The organism is Enterobacter cloacae complex sp. S2, assembly GCF_015159675.1.
In the GTDB taxonomy this organism is placed as follows: Bacteria; Pseudomonadota; Gammaproteobacteria; order Enterobacterales; family Enterobacteriaceae; genus Enterobacter; species Enterobacter intestinihominis.
On sequence record NZ_JADDTS010000019.1, the window covers coordinates 23,000 to 39,584 of the forward strand.

A 16,585-nucleotide genomic window follows, 5' to 3' on the forward strand; every position below is an offset into this window, starting at 1 on the left:
CGTTACAGGCTCTGCCGGGATTACAACCTGTTGTCAGGCTGGTTGTTATTTTTCGCCGTGGAATAACTTTCCGGAATATATCGTTTTAAGCCGAACGGGCATAGCCTGAACTGGCACGGGGTCTCAACCGTGCATGGCCGATCCATCTCCTGCCGGTTACCTGGACACGCGTTTTTCTGTTTGAACCCCATCCAGCCTATTGATGTATAGGGCATTGCCTGCGCTATCCATACCCTACGCCGCCGATCGTTAATCAGGATACCCTGGTTTGAGGTGGTGATGATTTCACCGGCACGAACGTAATAATCCCCTTTTAGCCAAAGGATATAATTCAGGCCATATTGTGTTTCAACTTTGCAAAAGATGGTTCCACTTTCCGGGCTCGCAATAGTCTCAACAACCTTCCATTCCATAGAATCCTCTTTACTCGCTATATTGCTGTTTTGTTGTGTAAAAATGCTGATTTTCTGGCACATCTTATGCAAATCTAATTTCGCACCATAAAATAAGCGTAGACAAAGACAGACATAGTGAGAACATCCTTACAAAAAAAAGGGCAATCTTTACAAAACTGGCGTGCCCGTTCTGTCAAAAAAGCGACTCGCCTTCAACCGTTCATAAACGGATGGATGTTTTATCCGGATTGCGGAAGCGTGCGAAAACAAGTCAGTTTATATTACCCGCGCCTTCTGGGGGCGTATAAGGCTTATGTGAGGTGGGTGGGCGATATGAAACAGGATCAGGTCAACATACTTAATAATCAGATGCCTGGGGTATTACCACCTGTCTTTGGAAGCATGAAAAAAATCATTTAATTTCATAACGCTGGTGTCAACCTGGATAATCAGCGTTAAACTATTCATACCATTTATAAAGGGAGAAATGATGATGCGCGTACTGGTTGTTGAGGATAACGCATTGCTACGTCATCACCTGAAAGTTCAACTTCAGGAGATGGGTCATCAGGTGGACGATGCTGAAGACGCAAAAGAGGCCGATTATTATCTCAATGAACACCTGCCGGACATCGCCATTGTCGATTTAGGGCTGCCGGATGAAGACGGATTATCTCTTATCCGCCGCTGGCGTAGCCATGACGTTTCCCTGCCGGTACTGGTGCTGACTGCTCGCGAGGGCTGGCAGGACAAGGTTGAAGTGTTGAGCGCAGGCGCAGATGACTACGTGACCAAACCCTTCCATATTGAAGAAGTCGCCGCGCGTATGCAGGCGCTGCTGCGCCGCAACAGCGGGCTGGCGTCACAGGTGATCTCTCTGCCGCCGTTCCAGGTGGATCTCTCCCGCCGCGAATTTTCAATAAATGATGAAGTAATCAAGCTGACCGCATTCGAATACACCATCATGGAAACGCTGATCCGTAACAACGGTAAAGTGGTGAGCAAAGATTCCCTGATGCTTCAGCTTTATCCGGATGCCGAACTGCGCGAAAGCCACACCATTGACGTGCTGATGGGCCGCCTGCGCAAAAAAATTCAGGCACAGTACCCGCACGACGTGATTACCACCGTGCGTGGTCAGGGCTACCTGTTCGAATTACGCTAAATGAAAGGGATTTTGCGCCATATTTTACCCCTTTCACTGCGGGTTCGCTTTCTGCTGGCAACCGCCGCCGTCGTGCTCGTGCTGTCCCTCTCTTACGGAATGGTGGCGTTGGTCGGGTACAGCGTAAGCTTCGATAAAACCACCTTCCGCCTGCTTCGCGGCGAAAGTAATCTGTTCTATACCCTGGCGAAATGGGAGAACAACCAAATCACCGTCGAGATGCCGGAAAACCTGAACCAGCAGAGCCCGACGCTGGCGCTGATCTACGATGAAAAAGGAAAACTGCTGTGGGCGCAGCGTGATGTTCCTTGGCTGAAAAAACGCATCCGTCCGGAATGGCTGAAAACCAACGGATTTCACGAAATAGAAGCCGACCTCAACTCGACCAGCTTCCTGCTGCGAGACGATCTGGCGTTACAGAACAAGCTCAATGAAATCCGTGCCGAAGATGACGACACGGAGATGACCCACTCGGTGGCCATCAACCTTTATCCCGCTACCCTGAACATGCCGCAGCTGACCATTGTGGTGATCGATACCATACCGGTTGAGCTAAAACGCTCGTATATGGTCTGGAACTGGTTCGTGTACGTTCTGGCTGCCAACCTGCTGCTGGTGATCCCTCTCCTGTGGGTTGCTGCGTGGTGGAGCCTCCGCCCGATTGAATCCCTTGCCAAAGAGGTGCGCGAGCTGGAGGAACATCACCGCGAGAAGCTTAACCCTGAAACTACGCGCGAACTGACCAGCCTGGTGCGCAACCTCAACCGCCTGCTGAAAAGCGAACGTGAACGTTACGACAAGTATCGCACGACGCTCACCGATCTTACGCACAGCCTGAAAACCCCGCTGGCAGTGATGCAAAGTACACTGCGTTCAATGCGCAGTTCGAAAATGAGCGTGGATGACGCCGAGCCGGTAATGCTGGAGCAAATCAGCCGTATTTCACAGCAGATTGGTTATTACCTGCACCGCGCGAGCATGCGTTCCGAAAGCGCCTTATTGAGCCGTGAACTGCACCCGGTAGCCCCGCTGCTGGATAACCTCACCTCTGCGCTGAACAAGGTTTACCAGCGTAAAGGGGTAAACATCAGTCTGGATATCTCACCGGAAATAAGCTTTGTTGGCGAGAAGAATGACTTTATGGAAGTGATGGGAAATCTGCTCGATAACGCCTGCAAATATTGTCTGGAGTTTGTCGAGGTGTCCGCGCGCGTAACGGATAACGAACTGCATATTATCGTTGAGGATGATGGTCCTGGCATTCCCCATAATAAACGCGAAGTGGTATTCGATCGCGGTCAGCGCGCCGATACGCTGCGCCCGGGCCAGGGTGTCGGATTATCCGTCGCCCGGGAAATTGTCGATCAGTACGAGGGCAAGATTGAAACCGGCGAAAGCCTGCTGGGCGGTGCCCGTATGGAAGCCATTTTTGGCCGCCAACAGCCCGTATTGAACGATAGTTAACCCGAAATGTGAAAAATACGCGGATCTCGCAGTCAGGGGTCGGTGCTTCCGTTATAATCCGTCTCAGTAAGAGCCTGCGGAATACAAAAATATGGATTATCAATTAACGCTTAACTGGCCCGAATTTATTGAACGTTACTGGCAAAAACGCCCGGTCGTTCTTAAACGCGGGATCAGCAATTTTATCGACCCTATATCTCCTGACGAACTCGCTGGTCTGGCGATGGAAAACGAGGTAGACAGCCGTCTGGTGAGCCATCAGGACGGGAAATGGCAGGTCAGCCACGGTCCCTTTGAAAGCTACGATCACCTGGGCGAAAGCAACTGGTCTTTACTGGTGCAGGCGGTCAACAACTGGCACGAACCCACCGCAGCCTTGATGCGTCCCTTCCGCGCCCTCCCAGACTGGCGAATGGACGATCTGATGATCTCCTTCTCTGTTCCCGGTGGCGGCGTGGGTCCGCATCTTGATCAGTACGACGTGTTTATCATTCAGGGTACCGGTCGCCGTCGCTGGCGAGTGGGCGAAAAAGTGCCAATGAAGCAGCACTGCCCGCACCCGGATCTGCTTCAGGTTGATCCGTTTGAAGGGATCATTGATGAAGAGCTGGAGCCAGGCGACATTCTGTATATCCCGCCAGGCTTCCCGCATGAAGGTTATTCCCTGGAAAACTCGCTAAACTATTCGGTTGGTTTCCGCGCGCCAAGCGGCCGCGAGATGATCAGCGGATTCGCTGACTATGTTTTACAGCGCGAGCTGGGCAGCCATCGTTACAGCGATCCGGATGTTCCGGCGCGTGAGCACCCGGCCGATATTCTGCCAGAGGAGCTGGATAAGCTGCGCGGTATGATGCTGGATCTGATCAACGAACCGGAGCACTTCAGACAGTGGTTTGGCGAGTTTATCAGCCAGTCGCGTCACGAACTGGACGTCGCACCGCCAGAGCCGCCGTATCAGGCAGATGAAATTTATGATGCCCTCCAGCAGGGCGATAAGCTGGTTCGTTTGGGCGGATTACGTGTATTGCGCATTGGCGAAGAGGTATTCGTCAACGGCGAGCGCCTGGACTCTCCACACCGTCCGGCACTGGAAGCGATTGCCAGCCATATGGTGCTGTCTGCGGATACCTTTGGCGACGCGCTGGACGATCCCTCCTTCCTCGCCATGCTGGCCGCGCTGGTTAACAGCGGGTACTGGTTTTTTGAGGACTGAGCCGCTTTAATGCCCGGTGGCGCTGCGCTTACCGGGCCTACGATCGAAATGTAGGCCGGGTAAGGCGTAGCCGCCACCCGGCTTTGTTTTACTTCCGCTCCCCCGCCGCAAAATCCTCAATCTCACCCGCCCAGTCTGCCGGATATAACCCTTCCCGCACGTCCCGATGAAACGTTGAATAGGGCCAGTCGACGACCTTCCCGACATAGCCATGCTTCAGCGGATTGATGTAGACGTAATCCATATGCCGCCGATAATCCTGCTCATTGCGAATGGTGTGCTCCCAGAAACGCGGTTGCCAGACGTGGCGCATCTCAATGTTGCGGCTAAACATTTTTTTGATGTCGCGCCAGCGCGCTGAAAAGTCACTGTCCCCTTCCGGTAAGGTCCAGATACAGTGCATATGTTCAGGCAGGATAACCCAGGCGTTAATGGTGAAGGGCTTCGCATGCTTAACCGTGGCGGTAGCGGAACGCAGGCTGTCGATGTAGCGGGTAAGTAAATCGCTCTGGCGGTTTTGCAGATTGACGGTGAAAAACCAAGTCCCACCGGGGATGTAGTGGCGGCGGTAGTTTGACATTTGAACTCCCTGTTCATGTGCCGGGTGGCGGCTACGCCTTACCCGGCCTACAAAAGCCGTTCCTGTAGGCCCGGTAAGCGAAGCGCCACCGGGCAGTTTCTTACCGCTTCGCGGTTAACTCCGCTATCCGCACGATCACCTGCACCGCTTTCTCCATCCCTTCCAGCGTCACGAACTCATGCTTGCCGTGGTAGTTATATCCGCCGGTAAACAGGTTCGGGCACGGCAGGCCCATAAACGACAGCTGTGAACCATCGGTACCGCCACGGATCGGTTTCATCACCGGCTCGATGTAACAATCGCGCATCGCCTGCTGGGCGATATCAAGAATGTGCGGATGCTCCATCACCTTCTCGCGCATATTGTAATAGCTGTCTTCGATGATGAGTTCAATATAGCAATCCGGATGTAGCCCCTTGCCGACCTTTTTCGCGATCTCCATCATCTTACGCTTGCGCGCTTCAAAGGCTTTGCGGTCAAAATCGCGGACGATATAGTGCATCTGCGCGCTGTCCACGTTCCCCTTGATGCTGGTCAGATGATAAAAACCCTCATACCCTTCCGTCATCTCCGGGCTCTCTTCGGCAGGAACTTCCGCATGAATACGCGCAGCCAGCGACAGCGCATTCACCATCACCCCTTTCGCAGAGCCCGGGTGCACGTTATTCCCGACGATTTTGATCGTCACCGATGCCGCGTTAAAGTTTTCATACTCAAGTTCACCCACGCCGCCACCGTCGACGGTGTAGGCCCACTGAGCGTTAAACGCCTCGACGTCAAAATGTTTCGCGCCTTTTCCTACCTCTTCATCCGGCGTGAAGGCCACGCGGATATCGCCATGTGGGATATTTTTGCCCTTCAGCACCGCCAGCGCCGTCATGATCTCGGCGATACCCGCTTTGTCATCGGCCCCCAGCAAGGTTTTGCCGTCGGTGGTGATTAACGTCTGCCCCAGCAGCTGATGCAGTACCGGGAACATCACCGGCGACAGCACTTCGTCGCCAATGCCCAGCGCAATATCTCCGCCGCGGTAGTTTTCAACAATCTGCGGATTAACGTGTTTACCGCTAAAATCAGGTGAGGTATCGACATGAGAAATAAAGCCAATCGCCGGGATATCTCCCTCAACGTTGGCCGGCAGCGTTCCCATCACGGTCCCCTTTTCACTGAGCGTGACATCAACCAGCCCCATGGCCTCCAGCTGCTCTTTCAGCAGATTTAGCAGCTTCCACTGGCCTTCGGTGCTTGGCACCTGTCGGACCCCCGGCTTAGATTGGGTATCCAGCGAAACGTAATGTAAGAAACGCTCAAGTAGTTTATCCATGCAGTCACCCTCACTTTTTGTGACAACATTATCATTAAGCAGCAAAACGCAAATATTGCGTCAGGTCACTTTTATCCCGCAAACGAGAACTTTTTACGTTTATATCGTTCTGCGTTAATAAATGTAGCTTATGAATAAGTGAGAAGGATTGGCGATTCAATGGGTTTGCCGTAGAATGTCCGCCCTCATTACGAGTCACCAAGGTGGTTACACACAAACCCCGCTTCAGTCTGCTGCCTGAGGCGTCTATATGGGACAGCGCGAAAATTGAATACACAACCCCGTTCCCTTTCACCGCTGGTGCAACTGGAACGAATTCGTAAAAGTTTCGATGGCAAAGATGTCATTTCCGATCTTAATCTGACCATCAATGACGGTGAGTTTCTCACGCTGCTTGGCCCCTCCGGCTGCGGCAAAACCACCGTCCTGCGCCTTATTGCCGGGCTGGAAAGCGTCGATAACGGCCATATCCATCTTGAGAACCAGGACATTACCCAGGTCCCTGCCGAAGATCGCCACGTCAATACCGTCTTTCAGAGCTATGCCCTGTTCCCGCACATGACCGTGTTTGAGAACGTGGCGTTTGGCCTGCGGATGCAAAAAACACCCGCCAGCGAGATCCCGCCGCGCGTTACCGAAGCCCTGCGCATGGTGCAGCTGGAGGCATTCGCCCAGCGCAAGCCGCATCAACTTTCTGGTGGTCAGCAGCAGCGTGTGGCTATTGCCCGCGCCGTGGTCAACAAACCACGCCTGCTCCTGCTGGATGAATCCCTCTCCGCGCTGGACTACAAGCTGCGCAAGCAGATGCAGAACGAGCTGAAAGCGCTTCAGCGTAAGCTCGGCATCACGTTCGTGTTTGTCACTCACGATCAGGAAGAAGCCCTGACTATGTCAGACCGTATCGTGGTGATGCGTGAGGGCAAGATTGAGCAGGACGGCACGCCGCGTGAAATTTATGAGGAGCCGAAAAACCTGTTCGTCGCCAGCTTCATTGGCGAAATCAATATTTTCAACGCCACGGTGATTGAGCGGCTGGACGAGCAGCGCGTGCGCGCCAACGTGGAAGGCCGCGAATGCAACATCACGGTGAACTTTGCCGTGGAAAAGGGACAAAGGCTCAACGTTCTGCTCCGCCCGGAAGATCTTCGCGTCGATGAGATCCACGACACGGCTGATGCCGAAGGTCTGATCGGTTACGTTCGCGAACGCAACTACAAAGGGATGACCCTCGAATCCGTTGTGGAACTGGAAAACGGCAAAATGGTGATGGTTAGTGAGTTCTTCAACGAGGACGATCCGGACTTCGACCACTCGCTGGATCAGAAGATGGTCATCAACTGGGTAGAAAGCTGGGAGGTTGTACTGGCTGATGAAGAACACAAGTAAGTTCCAGAATGTGGTGATTGCCACGATCGTCGGTTGGCTTGTGTTGTTTGTCTTTCTTCCCAACCTGATGATCATCGTAACCAGCTTCCTGACCCGCGACGACGCGAACTTCGTCGCGATGGTCTTTACGCTGGACAACTACGCACGCCTGCTCGATCCGCTCTACTTTGACGTGCTGCTGCACTCGCTCAATATGGCGCTGATTGCCACCGTTGCCTGTCTGGTGCTGGGGTATCCGTTCGCGTGGTTCCTGGCTCGCCTGCCGCAAAAAGTGCGTCCGCTGCTGCTGTTTTTACTGATTGTGCCATTCTGGACCAACTCGTTAATCCGCATATATGGGCTGAAAATCTTCCTCAGCACCAAAGGTTATCTTAACGAGTTTCTGCTGTGGCTTGGGGTTATTGATACGCCGATCCGCATTATGTTCACTCCGAGCGCGGTGATCGTCGGCCTGGTCTATATCCTGCTGCCGTTTATGGTGATGCCGCTTTACTCAAGCATTGAAAAGCTTGATAAACCACTTCTGGAAGCCGCGAGAGACCTGGGGGCCAGCAAGCTGCAAACCTTTATCCGCATCATTATCCCGCTGACCATGCCGGGCATTATTGCCGGATGTCTGCTGGTCATGCTGCCTGCGATGGGCCTGTTCTACGTGTCGGACCTGATGGGCGGGGCGAAAAACCTGCTGATCGGCAACGTGATCAAGAGCCAGTTCCTGAACATCCGCGACTGGCCGTTCGGCTCGGCCACCAGCATTACGCTGACGGTGGTAATGGGGCTGATGCTGCTGGTTTACTGGCGTGCCTCACGCCTGCTGAATAAGAAGGTGGAGCTGGAATGATCGGTCGACTGCTTCGCGGCGGTTTTATGACCGCCATTTATGCGTATCTTTATATTCCGATAATCATTTTGATCGTGAACTCCTTTAACAGTTCACGCTTCGGGATCAACTGGCAAGGGTTTACCACCAAATGGTATGGCCTGCTGATGAACAATGACAGCCTGCTACAGGCCGCTCAGCACTCGCTGACGATGGCGGTATTCTCTGCCACCTTCGCGACGCTGATTGGCTCGCTGACCGCCGTGGCGCTGTACCGCTACCGTTTTCGCGGTAAGCCGTTCGTCAGCGGTATGCTGTTTGTGGTGATGATGTCCCCGGACATCATGATGGCCATTTCACTGCTGGTGCTGTTTATGCTGCTGGGCGTCCAGCTCGGTTTCTGGTCGCTGCTGTTTTCGCATATCACCTTCTGCCTGCCGTTTGTGGTGGTAACCGTCTACGCGCGACTGAAAGGATTCGACGTACGCATGCTGGAAGCGGCGAGGGATCTGGGAGCCAGCGAGATGACCATTCTGCGCAAAATCATCCTGCCGCTGGCGATGCCTGCCGTGGCGGCCGGATGGCTGCTCAGCTTTACCCTGTCGATGGACGACGTGGTCGTGTCCTCCTTCGTCACCGGGCCGAGCTACGAAATTCTGCCGTTGAAGATCTACTCAATGGTGAAAGTCGGTGTTTCACCCGAAGTGAACGCGCTGGCGACTATTCTGTTGGTGTTATCGCTGGTTCTGGTGATTGCCAGCCAGGTTATTGCTCGTGATAAAACAAAATCTCAGGGGACACAGAAATGAAAAAAATGCTTGCCGCTGCGGCACTGGTGCTCGGAATGGGTGCCGCGCATGCTGATGACAGCAAAACGCTCTATTTCTACAACTGGACCGAGTATGTGCCGCCGGGCCTGCTGGAGCAGTTCACCAAAGAGACGGGCATCAAGGTGATCTATTCGACCTACGAGTCGAATGAAACCATGTACGCCAAGCTCAAAACCTATAAAGATGGCGCGTATGACCTGGTGGTGCCCTCGACCTATTTCGTCGACAAGATGCGCAAAGAAGGCATGATCCAGAAGATCGATAAAACGAAGCTAACCAATTTTTCAAACCTCGATCCTGAGATGCTAAACAAGCCATTCGACCCGAACAACGATTATTCCATTCCGTACATCTGGGGCGCGACGGCAATTGGCGTCAACAGCGATGCCGTTGATCCAAAAACGGTTTCATCCTGGGCTGACCTGTGGAAGCCGGAATACAAAAGCAGCCTGCTGTTAACCGATGATGCGCGCGAAGTGTTCCAGATTGCGCTGCGTAAACTCGGCTACTCCGGCAACACCACCGATCCGAAAGAGATCGAAGCGGCGTATAACGAACTGAAAAAGCTGATGCCAAACGTGGCAGCGTTCAACTCGGATAACCCGGCTAACCCGTATATGGAAGGTGAAGTGAATCTGGGGATGGTCTGGAACGGCTCTGCGTTTGTGGCGCGTCAGGCCGGTACGCCGCTGGAGGTGGTCTGGCCGAAAGAGGGCGGCATCTTCTGGATGGACAGCCTCGCGATCCCGGCTAATGCGAAAAACGTCGATGGCGCCCTGAAGCTGATTAACTTCCTGCTGCGCCCGGATGTGGCAAAACAGGTGGCGGAAACTATTGGTTACCCGACACCAAACCTGGCCGCGCGGAAGCTGTTAAGTCCTGAAGTGGCGAATGATAAATCGCTTTATCCGGACGCTGAAACCATCAGCAAAGGGGAATGGCAGAACGACGTCGGTGACGCGAGCCGCCTGTATGAAGAGTATTATCAGAAGCTAAAAGCAGGCCGTTAATGCACAACGGGCGACGCAAGGTCGCCCGTTACCCTTACAGCCCCTTCAGGAGTTTATCAACAAAGGCTGGCACCACCTCGCTGGCCAGACCGTAATGCTTCTCTTCAAACTCACTCCCGACCTGGCTTGGCTCAAGATTAAGCTCCACCGTATGGGCACCTTGCAGTCGCGCTTCGTGAACAAACCCCGCCGCCGGATAGACATGTCCTGAGGTACCAATGGCGATAAAGACGTCCGCCATGGCCAGGGCGCTGTAGATCTCATCCATTCCCAGCGGCATTTCGCCAAACCAGACCACATGGGGACGCAGACGCGAAGGGAACTGACAGCAGTGGCAGCGGTCTTCGTCCAGCACGTCCTCTTTCCACTCCAGCACCTGCCCACTCCATGCGCACCGCACCTTGAGCAGTTCGCCGTGCATGTGAATGATGTTGTGGTTTCCGGCTCTTTCATGAAGATTGTCGATGTTTTGCGTCACCAGCAGAAAACGATCCCCCAGCGCCTCCTCCAGCTTTGCCAGCGCCAGGTGCGCCGCGTTTGGCGCAATCTCCGGCTGCTGAAGCTGGCGACGACGGGCGTTGTAAAACGCCTGAACCAGCGCCGGATCGCGGGCGAAACCTTCCGGCGTCGCCACATCTTCTACTCGGTGTTCTTCCCACAGCCCGTCCGCCGCGCGGAAGGTCTGAATACCGGATTCGGCGGAGATCCCCGCCCCGGTCAACACCACCACTCTGGGTTTATCCATCGCTTCTGGCATCATCCTGTCTCTGAAAAAGATCCGCTGACGCAGGCGTTCACGTAAGCGGCGTTTATTTTTGCGAAAACGGCTGAGTCGACCCTGGCGACGCGACAGCATAGTAACCTCGTAAACTAATCGGTGAGATGAAGGAATGCGGCTCCGCGCATGCCTCCTGCGTCCCCGTGTCGCGCACGCTCAATGCGCGGCACGCGGGCGACCGGCAATAAATGTCGGGGCAAACGCCCGGACAGTTGTTCCGTAATCGCAGTGAAATTTGACAGCCCTCCCCCGATCACCAGCAGATCCGGGTCGACGATGGTCAGGATATTCCCCAGACACACCGCCAGCAAATCAAGATAGCGCTCAACGTGCTCACGCGCCTGCGCGTCTCCCTGCTCCCACAGCGTAATGATTTGAGGGGCCTCAAGTTTCTGATGATAGAAGTGTTCATAAAGCCATGCAAACCCGCGCCCTGAAAGGTAACTCTCAATGCAGCCGTGCTGACCACAGCCGCAGCGGGTAAGCGGGAAATCACGACCAACGACGTCCAGCGCATCCACCGGCAGACGGATATGACCAAATTCTCCGGTAATGTAGCTGCGCCCGGTTATGGGCTTACCGTTAATGACAATCCCGCCACCGACGCCCGTTCCGAGGATCAGCCCCATCACCAACGGATAGCGACGAAACTCGTCGTCCCAGGCCTCTGAGAGAGCAAAACAGTTGGCATCGTTGTCTAAGCGCACGTCGCGCTCAAGGAGAGCAGAAAGATCGGCACGCAGGGGTTTGCCGCTGGCAGCAGGAACGTTGGCGGCATACAGCGTGCCGTCGTCGGTTTCGGGCATACCCGGTATACCAATGCCGATGCTGCCTTTTACGCCAAAGCGTTCATCCGCCTGCGCCACCAGCGCGGCAATGGCGGTTAAAAATTCATCGTAGCTATCGCGCGGCGTAGGCACGCGGGTTTCCCATTGTAGCTTAAGGTCTTTATCGAACACGCCGAGCGCAATCTTGGTGCCGCCAATATCAAATCCGTAATACATGATGCATTCCTCTGTTTGATTCAGCGGCCAAAAGACCGCTAAACCATGACGAAATTACTGGCCACTTAATACCCTCGCCGGATCAATTCGGCTTGCGCGACGCGCCGGATACCAGCTTGCCAGCAGACTCAGTAAAAGTGCTGTAACCAGCACATAAATGACGTCCAGCCAGTGCAGTTCAGACGGCAGGAAGTCAATAAAATAGATATCGCCTGACAGGAATTGATGGCCGATAAGCGCCTCAATCCCGTTGATAATCGGCGTCAGCTGAAGAGACACCACCACGCCGATGACCACGCCGCAGAGGCTACCAAACAGCCCCGCCAGCAAACCGTACCAGACGAAGATGGCGCGAATAAGACCGTCTTTCGCCCCTAAGGTACGCAGCACGGCAATGTCGCCGCTCTTGTCCTTAACGGCCATGACCAGCGTAGAGACGATATTAAAGCACGCCACGCCAATCACCAGCACCATCGCCAGATACATAATCGCGCGGATCATCTGGATATCACGGTACATATACCCGTAAGTGCCGATCCAGCTTTTGATGTAGACATAGTTATTGGTCACGCTGCCAGCGTCACGCACCAGTGTATTGGCGTTGAAAACGTCGTTAACCTTAATGGCAATGCCCGTCACGCTGTCGCTCATATCCAGATACTGGCGCGCATCTTCCAGCGGCACCATCGCGAAGCTGTGATCGAGCTGGCCGCTCAGCTGCAAAATACCGGTGACGTGCAGACGCACGCGCTTAGGCTGCTGCAATTTGTGATCAGCGCTGGCGTTCGGGATCATGATCGAGACCCAGTCGCCCTGCTTCACCTTCAGTGCATCGGCAACGCCTTTGCCCATGATGATCTGCTGTTCGCCAGCCTTAAAGTTTGCCCATGCACCATTTTGCACATAGCGAGGCAGCGCGCTCAGACGCTCCTCCTGACGTGGATTCACCCCTTTCACCTGAATGGCGCGCAGGTTTACCCCGCTCTCTACCAGCCCGGTAAAGTTGATGTAAGGTGCAGCCGCCGCAATGCCGGGTACCTTTTCCACTTTGTTCAGGGCATCACGCCAGCTGGACCACGGCTGGTTAACCGGCTCGATTTCACCGTGGGGTACAACGGCCAGAATGCGGTTATTCAGTTCGCGCTCAAAGCCATTCATGGCGCTTAAGCCCACGATTAGAACCGCCACGCCCAGGGCGATACCGATGGTGGAGATCACGGAGATAAGGGAAACCATCCCGCTCCGGCGACGACCGCGGCTAAAGCGTAACCCAATGAGTAACGATAACGGTAAAGCCATTACTCCGCTCCCATCAGCGTCAGTTCTGCATTCAGACGACCGTCGCGCATTTCCAGCTGACGGCCCATCCGCTTAGCCAGCTGCAAATCGTGCGTGACCACCAGAAACGCGGTTCCCTGCGCGGCGTTCAGTTCGCCGAGAAGCTGGAAAATGCTGTCTGCGTTACGCGCATCGAGATTACCTGTCGGCTCATCCGCCAGCACCAGGCGCGGGTTGTTGACCAGCGCACGGGCGATGGCCACACGCTGACGCTCGCCGCCGGAAAGCTCAGAAGGACGGTGATTCCCGCGATGACCCAGCCCTACCGCGTTTAGCATGTCGCTGGCGCGGGCATTAATTTCCGCGGGTTTCTTTTTACCAATCAGCAGCGGCATTGCGACGTTTTCCAGCGCCGTAAAGTCCGGCAGCAGATGGTGGAACTGATAGATAAAACCCAGCTCACGGTTACGCAGCTCGGCTTTCGCCGTAGACGACATTTTACTCAGCGGCTGCCCGGAAAAGATCACATCGCCTTCGGTTGGCGTGTCCAGCCCGCCCAGCAGGTGCAGCAGCGTACTTTTGCCGGAGCCGGAGCTGCCGACAATCGCCATCATCTCGCCTTCGCCCACGCTAAAACTCACATTGTGCAACACGTCGGTCTGCACAGTGCCTTCCTGATAGCGTTTGGACAGGTTGTCGCACTGCAACAGGATCTTATTCATAACGTAAAGCCTCAGCGGGTTGAGTGGCGGCAGCCCGCCAGGAAGGATAAAGCGTAGAGAGCAGCGCAATAGCCATCGCGGCCAGCGCAATACCGACCACCTGGAGCGGCTCGATAGCCACCGGCAGCGCCGCACCATCAAGCAGCGCGCCGATAATCGGCATGAGATTGTTGAGCTGGCTGGCGAGCAGCGCACCCAGCGCCGCGCCGAGCAGCGCGCCGATGATGCCAGCGCTGGCGCCCTGAACCATAAATACCGCCATGATCTGGCGCGGCGTCAGCCCCTGGGTTTGCAGAATGGCGACTTCGCCTTGCTTCTCCATCACCATCAGCCCGAGCGAGGTGATGATATTAAACGCGGCAACGGCCACGATCAGGCTCAGCAGCAGCCCCATCATGTTTTTCTCCATGCGCACGGCCTGGAACAGTTCGCCTTTGCGGTCGCGCCAGTCCTGCCATTTCGTTCCTTCCGGTAGCGTCTGCTGGCTAAGGGTATCCACCTTCAGCGGCGCATCAAGCCACAGACGCCAGCCGGTGATATTTCCCGCCGGGTAGCGCATCAGACGCGAGGCGTCCTGAATGTTAACCAGCATCTGGTAACCATCGACTTCGCTGTTCGCCGCAAACGTGCCAATCACGTTGAACAGGCGCTGGCTTGGCAGACGCCCCATCGGCGTAAACTGACTGGCTGAGGGCACCATCACGCGCAGTTGATCGCCACGGTTGACCCCGAGCTGCCCGGCAAGCTGCTCACCGAGGATGACGTTGTATTTACCCGCTTCCAGGTCGGTTTGTTTCACATTGACCAGGAACGGCGTCAGCGGATCTTTTTGCGCCGGATCGATACCCAGCATCACCCCGACCGCCACGCTGCGGGCGCTTTGCAGCACCACATCGCCCGTCGTGAGGGGCGCAACGCGCGTGACACCCTGTAACTTCACCGCGCTTTCCGGCAGCTGTTGCGGGTTAACGGAGCCCTGAGTGGAAGAGAGAACGGCCTGCGGCATCAGCCCCAGGATATTGTTTTGCAGCTCGCGCTCGAAGCCGTTCATGACGGAAAGCACCGTCACCAGAGCCATCACGCCAAGCGTAATGCCAATAGTCGAAAGCCAGGAGACAAAGCGACCGAAGCGGTCCGCGGCGCGCCCACGCATGTAACGTAAGCCTATGAAGAGTGCGACAGGTTGATACATGAAATCCGTCTGTTTGCTGATAGCAGACCCACGAGTATATAAGCGAATCCGCTAAGCGTAAATGACTGAAACCGTAAGATTCGGTAATCATTTTTCCGAAAAATTCAGATAAATCATCATGCTACTGACTGAACTTCCGCCATACAGCCTCCACCTTTTCCGAAAATCGTCCTGATACAGACTGTTACCCGTTACATCGGGGTTTCATTTTACAACAATCGACCTTTCGTTTATGGCAACAAGGTCGTCACGCACAATGAAACAAAAAGCATTATGGATTAACCAGATAAAAGGGCTGTGCATCTGCCTGGTGGTGATTTACCACTCGGTGATCACCTTTTATCCTCACCTGGACGGGCTACAGCATCCGTTATCGGGCCTGCTCGCCAAATGCTGGGTCTACTTTAATCTTTACCTCGCCCCGTTCCGTATGCCGGTGTTTTTCTTCATCTCCGGCTATTTGATTCGTCGATATATTGACGAGGTGAACTGGCGCACCAGTCTCGACAAGCGGATCTGGAGCATTGTCTGGGTGCTGGCCCTGTGGGGCGTCCTGCAATGGCAGGCGCTGACCCATCTTAATGCCTGGCTCGCCCCCGAACGTGAACTGGCGACAGCATCCAATGCGGCCTACGCCGATTCCGTTTCAGGGTTTGTACTGGGAATGCTCACGGCCAGCACCAGCCTGTGGTACTTGTACGCCTTAGTGGTCTACTTCACGCTCTGTAAACTGCTGAGCCGCTGGAAACTGCCGATGCTGGGGCTTCTGGCGCTGGCAAGCATCGCCATTAACTTCCTGCCTTTACCATGGTGGGGAATGAACAGCGTGGTGCGCAACATGATCTACTACAGCCTCGGCGCATGGTACGGCGCGCAGTTGATGACGTGGATGAAAGGGATGAATTTACGCCGCAGCTGGCTGGTACTTATCGCCTCTGGCGCGGTGTCGGTAGTGCTGTGGTTCGCTAATGTTCCTCTGCCGCTCTCACTGCTGTCGATCGTGGTCATCATGAAGCTCTTTTACAGCTTCGAGCAGCGTTATGCCGTTCATCCCAATAATCTGCTGAACGTCATCGGTTCAAACACCATCGCGATTTATACCACCCACCGCATTTTAATTGAGGCGTTTAGCCTGCTCCTGATTCGCGAAATGAATGCGGCGTACTGGCCGATCTGGGCGGAGTTAACGCTGATTCTGGTCTATCCGTTCGTCAGCCTGCTCGTCTGCACGCTGGTTGGACTGGGCGCACGTAAGCTCTCGACCGCCCTCTTTGGCGACCTTTTCTTCTCCCCTCCCGCACGGCTTACGCCACAGCTCGCCAGCCGCTAACCTACCCTGCCCCCATCCGGGGGCACTTTTCCTCTTGTGCGGTTACGATTTGCTTATGCAAAACGATCGAGGATAATAAAGACATTGCGTATCA

The 16,585-nt window shown here is 54.8% G+C and carries 16 protein-coding genes; 8 read left to right on the forward strand and 8 right to left on the reverse strand.

Annotated elements, in window-relative coordinates; genetic code table 11:
- Positions 1 to 20: 20 nt before the first annotated feature.
- A complete protein-coding gene (locus IPZ49_RS10260; protein ID WP_022647769.1) occupies positions 21 to 413 on the reverse strand; it encodes a hypothetical protein in 393 nt (130 codons plus the stop codon).
- A gap of 475 nt (positions 414 to 888) precedes the next feature.
- On the opposite strand from IPZ49_RS10260, the gene phoP reads away from it, so the two are divergent.
- The 3 genes from phoP to IPZ49_RS10275 all read left to right on the forward strand — a co-directional run bounded on the left by phoP (position 889) and on the right by IPZ49_RS10275 (position 4,237).
- Positions 889 to 1,560, forward strand: coding sequence for a two-component system response regulator PhoP (gene phoP / locus IPZ49_RS10265; RefSeq protein WP_026094318.1), 672 nt, complete (start codon positions 889 to 891; stop codon positions 1,558 to 1,560).
- Positions 1,561 to 3,024 (forward strand): two-component system sensor histidine kinase PhoQ, encoded by a 1,464-nt coding sequence (phoQ, locus tag IPZ49_RS10270; RefSeq protein ID WP_063146098.1) that lies wholly within the window; start codon positions 1,561 to 1,563, stop codon positions 3,022 to 3,024.
- 91 nt (positions 3,025 to 3,115) lie between these two features.
- Entirely contained in the window at positions 3,116 to 4,237 is a 1,122-nt protein-coding gene (locus tag IPZ49_RS10275) for a cupin domain-containing protein (protein WP_022647767.1), read from the forward strand.
- Positions 4,238 to 4,325: 88 nt separating this feature from the next.
- On the opposite strand, the gene IPZ49_RS10280 is transcribed toward IPZ49_RS10275, so the two are convergent.
- The gene (locus tag IPZ49_RS10280) at positions 4,326 to 4,817 is read right to left on the reverse strand and encodes a transposase (RefSeq protein WP_023305882.1); all 492 of its coding nucleotides are present in this window, start codon (positions 4,815 to 4,817) and stop codon (positions 4,326 to 4,328) included.
- A gap of 100 nt (positions 4,818 to 4,917) precedes the next feature.
- Positions 4,918 to 6,141, reverse strand: a complete 1,224-nt coding sequence (gene pepT / locus IPZ49_RS10285) for a peptidase T (RefSeq protein WP_063146099.1) — start codon at positions 6,139 to 6,141, stop codon at positions 4,918 to 4,920.
- A gap of 237 nt (positions 6,142 to 6,378) precedes the next feature.
- Here pepT and potA point away from each other — a divergent pair, with 237 nt between their 5' ends.
- From potA to potD, 4 genes are read left to right on the forward strand one after another with little or no spacing between them, the layout of a single operon-like run.
- Positions 6,379 to 7,527, forward strand: coding sequence for a spermidine/putrescine ABC transporter ATP-binding protein PotA (potA, locus tag IPZ49_RS10290; protein WP_163385517.1), 1,149 nt, complete (start codon positions 6,379 to 6,381; stop codon positions 7,525 to 7,527).
- Positions 7,511 to 8,368 carry a spermidine/putrescine ABC transporter permease PotB gene (gene potB / locus IPZ49_RS10295; protein ID WP_022647763.1) on the forward strand — a complete coding sequence of 286 codons (858 nt, stop codon included), beginning with the start codon at positions 7,511 to 7,513 and terminating at the stop codon, positions 8,366 to 8,368. Before potA ends, potB begins: the two co-directional genes overlap by 17 nt.
- On the forward strand, positions 8,365 to 9,156 hold the full coding sequence (potC, locus tag IPZ49_RS10300) for a spermidine/putrescine ABC transporter permease PotC (RefSeq protein WP_063146100.1): 792 nt from the start codon (positions 8,365 to 8,367) through the stop codon (positions 9,154 to 9,156). The genes potB and potC overlap by 4 nt, the downstream gene beginning before the upstream one ends.
- The gene (potD, locus tag IPZ49_RS10305) at positions 9,153 to 10,187 is read left to right on the forward strand and encodes a spermidine/putrescine ABC transporter substrate-binding protein PotD (RefSeq protein ID WP_022647761.1); all 1,035 of its coding nucleotides are present in this window, start codon (positions 9,153 to 9,155) and stop codon (positions 10,185 to 10,187) included. The genes potC and potD overlap by 4 nt, the downstream gene beginning before the upstream one ends.
- Before the next feature lie 34 nt (positions 10,188 to 10,221).
- On the opposite strand, the gene cobB is transcribed toward potD, so the two are convergent.
- From cobB to lolC, 5 genes are read right to left on the reverse strand one after another with little or no spacing between them, the layout of a single operon-like run.
- Positions 10,222 to 11,043, reverse strand: a complete 822-nt coding sequence (gene cobB / locus IPZ49_RS10310) for a Sir2 family NAD+-dependent deacetylase (protein WP_022647760.1) — start codon at positions 11,041 to 11,043, stop codon at positions 10,222 to 10,224.
- Positions 11,044 to 11,057: 14 nt separating this feature from the next.
- Entirely contained in the window at positions 11,058 to 11,969 is a 912-nt protein-coding gene (nagK, locus tag IPZ49_RS10315; protein ID WP_038415849.1) for an N-acetylglucosamine kinase, read from the reverse strand.
- A gap of 54 nt (positions 11,970 to 12,023) precedes the next feature.
- The gene (gene lolE / locus IPZ49_RS10320) at positions 12,024 to 13,268 is read right to left on the reverse strand and encodes a lipoprotein-releasing ABC transporter permease subunit LolE (RefSeq protein WP_058676831.1); all 1,245 of its coding nucleotides are present in this window, start codon (positions 13,266 to 13,268) and stop codon (positions 12,024 to 12,026) included.
- Complete coding sequence (lolD, locus tag IPZ49_RS10325) at positions 13,268 to 13,969, reverse strand: lipoprotein-releasing ABC transporter ATP-binding protein LolD (protein ID WP_022647757.1); 702 nt, start codon at positions 13,967 to 13,969, stop codon at positions 13,268 to 13,270. The genes lolE and lolD overlap by 1 nt, the downstream gene beginning before the upstream one ends.
- On the reverse strand, positions 13,962 to 15,161 hold the full coding sequence (lolC, locus tag IPZ49_RS10330) for a lipoprotein-releasing ABC transporter permease subunit LolC (protein ID WP_017384712.1): 1,200 nt from the start codon (positions 15,159 to 15,161) through the stop codon (positions 13,962 to 13,964). Before lolC ends, lolD begins: the two co-directional genes overlap by 8 nt.
- Before the next feature lie 256 nt (positions 15,162 to 15,417).
- On the opposite strand from lolC, the gene IPZ49_RS10335 reads away from it, so the two are divergent.
- Complete coding sequence (locus IPZ49_RS10335; RefSeq protein ID WP_022647756.1) at positions 15,418 to 16,491, forward strand: acyltransferase family protein; 1,074 nt, start codon at positions 15,418 to 15,420, stop codon at positions 16,489 to 16,491.
- Positions 16,492 to 16,585 lie beyond the last annotated feature (94 nt).

Coding starts and splice junctions, on each gene's coding strand:
- IPZ49_RS10260 (WP_022647769.1), bottom strand. CDS start 413: ATGGAATGGAAGGTTGTTGAGACTATTGCGAGCCCGGAAAGTGGAACC.
- phoP (WP_026094318.1), top strand. CDS start 889: ATGCGCGTACTGGTTGTTGAGGATAACGCATTGCTACGTCATCACCTG.
- phoQ (WP_063146098.1), top strand. CDS start 1,561: ATGAAAGGGATTTTGCGCCATATTTTACCCCTTTCACTGCGGGTTCGC.
- IPZ49_RS10275 (WP_022647767.1), top strand. CDS start 3,116: ATGGATTATCAATTAACGCTTAACTGGCCCGAATTTATTGAACGTTAC.
- IPZ49_RS10280 (WP_023305882.1), bottom strand. CDS start 4,817: ATGTCAAACTACCGCCGCCACTACATCCCCGGTGGGACTTGGTTTTTC.
- pepT (WP_063146099.1), bottom strand. CDS start 6,141: ATGGATAAACTACTTGAGCGTTTCTTACATTACGTTTCGCTGGATACC.
- potB (WP_022647763.1), top strand. CDS start 7,511: ATGAAGAACACAAGTAAGTTCCAGAATGTGGTGATTGCCACGATCGTC.
- potC (WP_063146100.1), top strand. CDS start 8,365: ATGATCGGTCGACTGCTTCGCGGCGGTTTTATGACCGCCATTTATGCG.
- potD (WP_022647761.1), top strand. CDS start 9,153: ATGAAAAAAATGCTTGCCGCTGCGGCACTGGTGCTCGGAATGGGTGCC.
- cobB (WP_022647760.1), bottom strand. CDS start 11,043: ATGCTGTCGCGTCGCCAGGGTCGACTCAGCCGTTTTCGCAAAAATAAA.
- nagK (WP_038415849.1), bottom strand. CDS start 11,969: ATGTATTACGGATTTGATATTGGCGGCACCAAGATTGCGCTCGGCGTG.
- lolE (WP_058676831.1), bottom strand. CDS start 13,268: ATGGCTTTACCGTTATCGTTACTCATTGGGTTACGCTTTAGCCGCGGT.
- lolD (WP_022647757.1), bottom strand. CDS start 13,969: ATGAATAAGATCCTGTTGCAGTGCGACAACCTGTCCAAACGCTATCAG.
- lolC (WP_017384712.1), bottom strand. CDS start 15,161: ATGTATCAACCTGTCGCACTCTTCATAGGCTTACGTTACATGCGTGGG.
- IPZ49_RS10335 (WP_022647756.1), top strand. CDS start 15,418: ATGAAACAAAAAGCATTATGGATTAACCAGATAAAAGGGCTGTGCATC.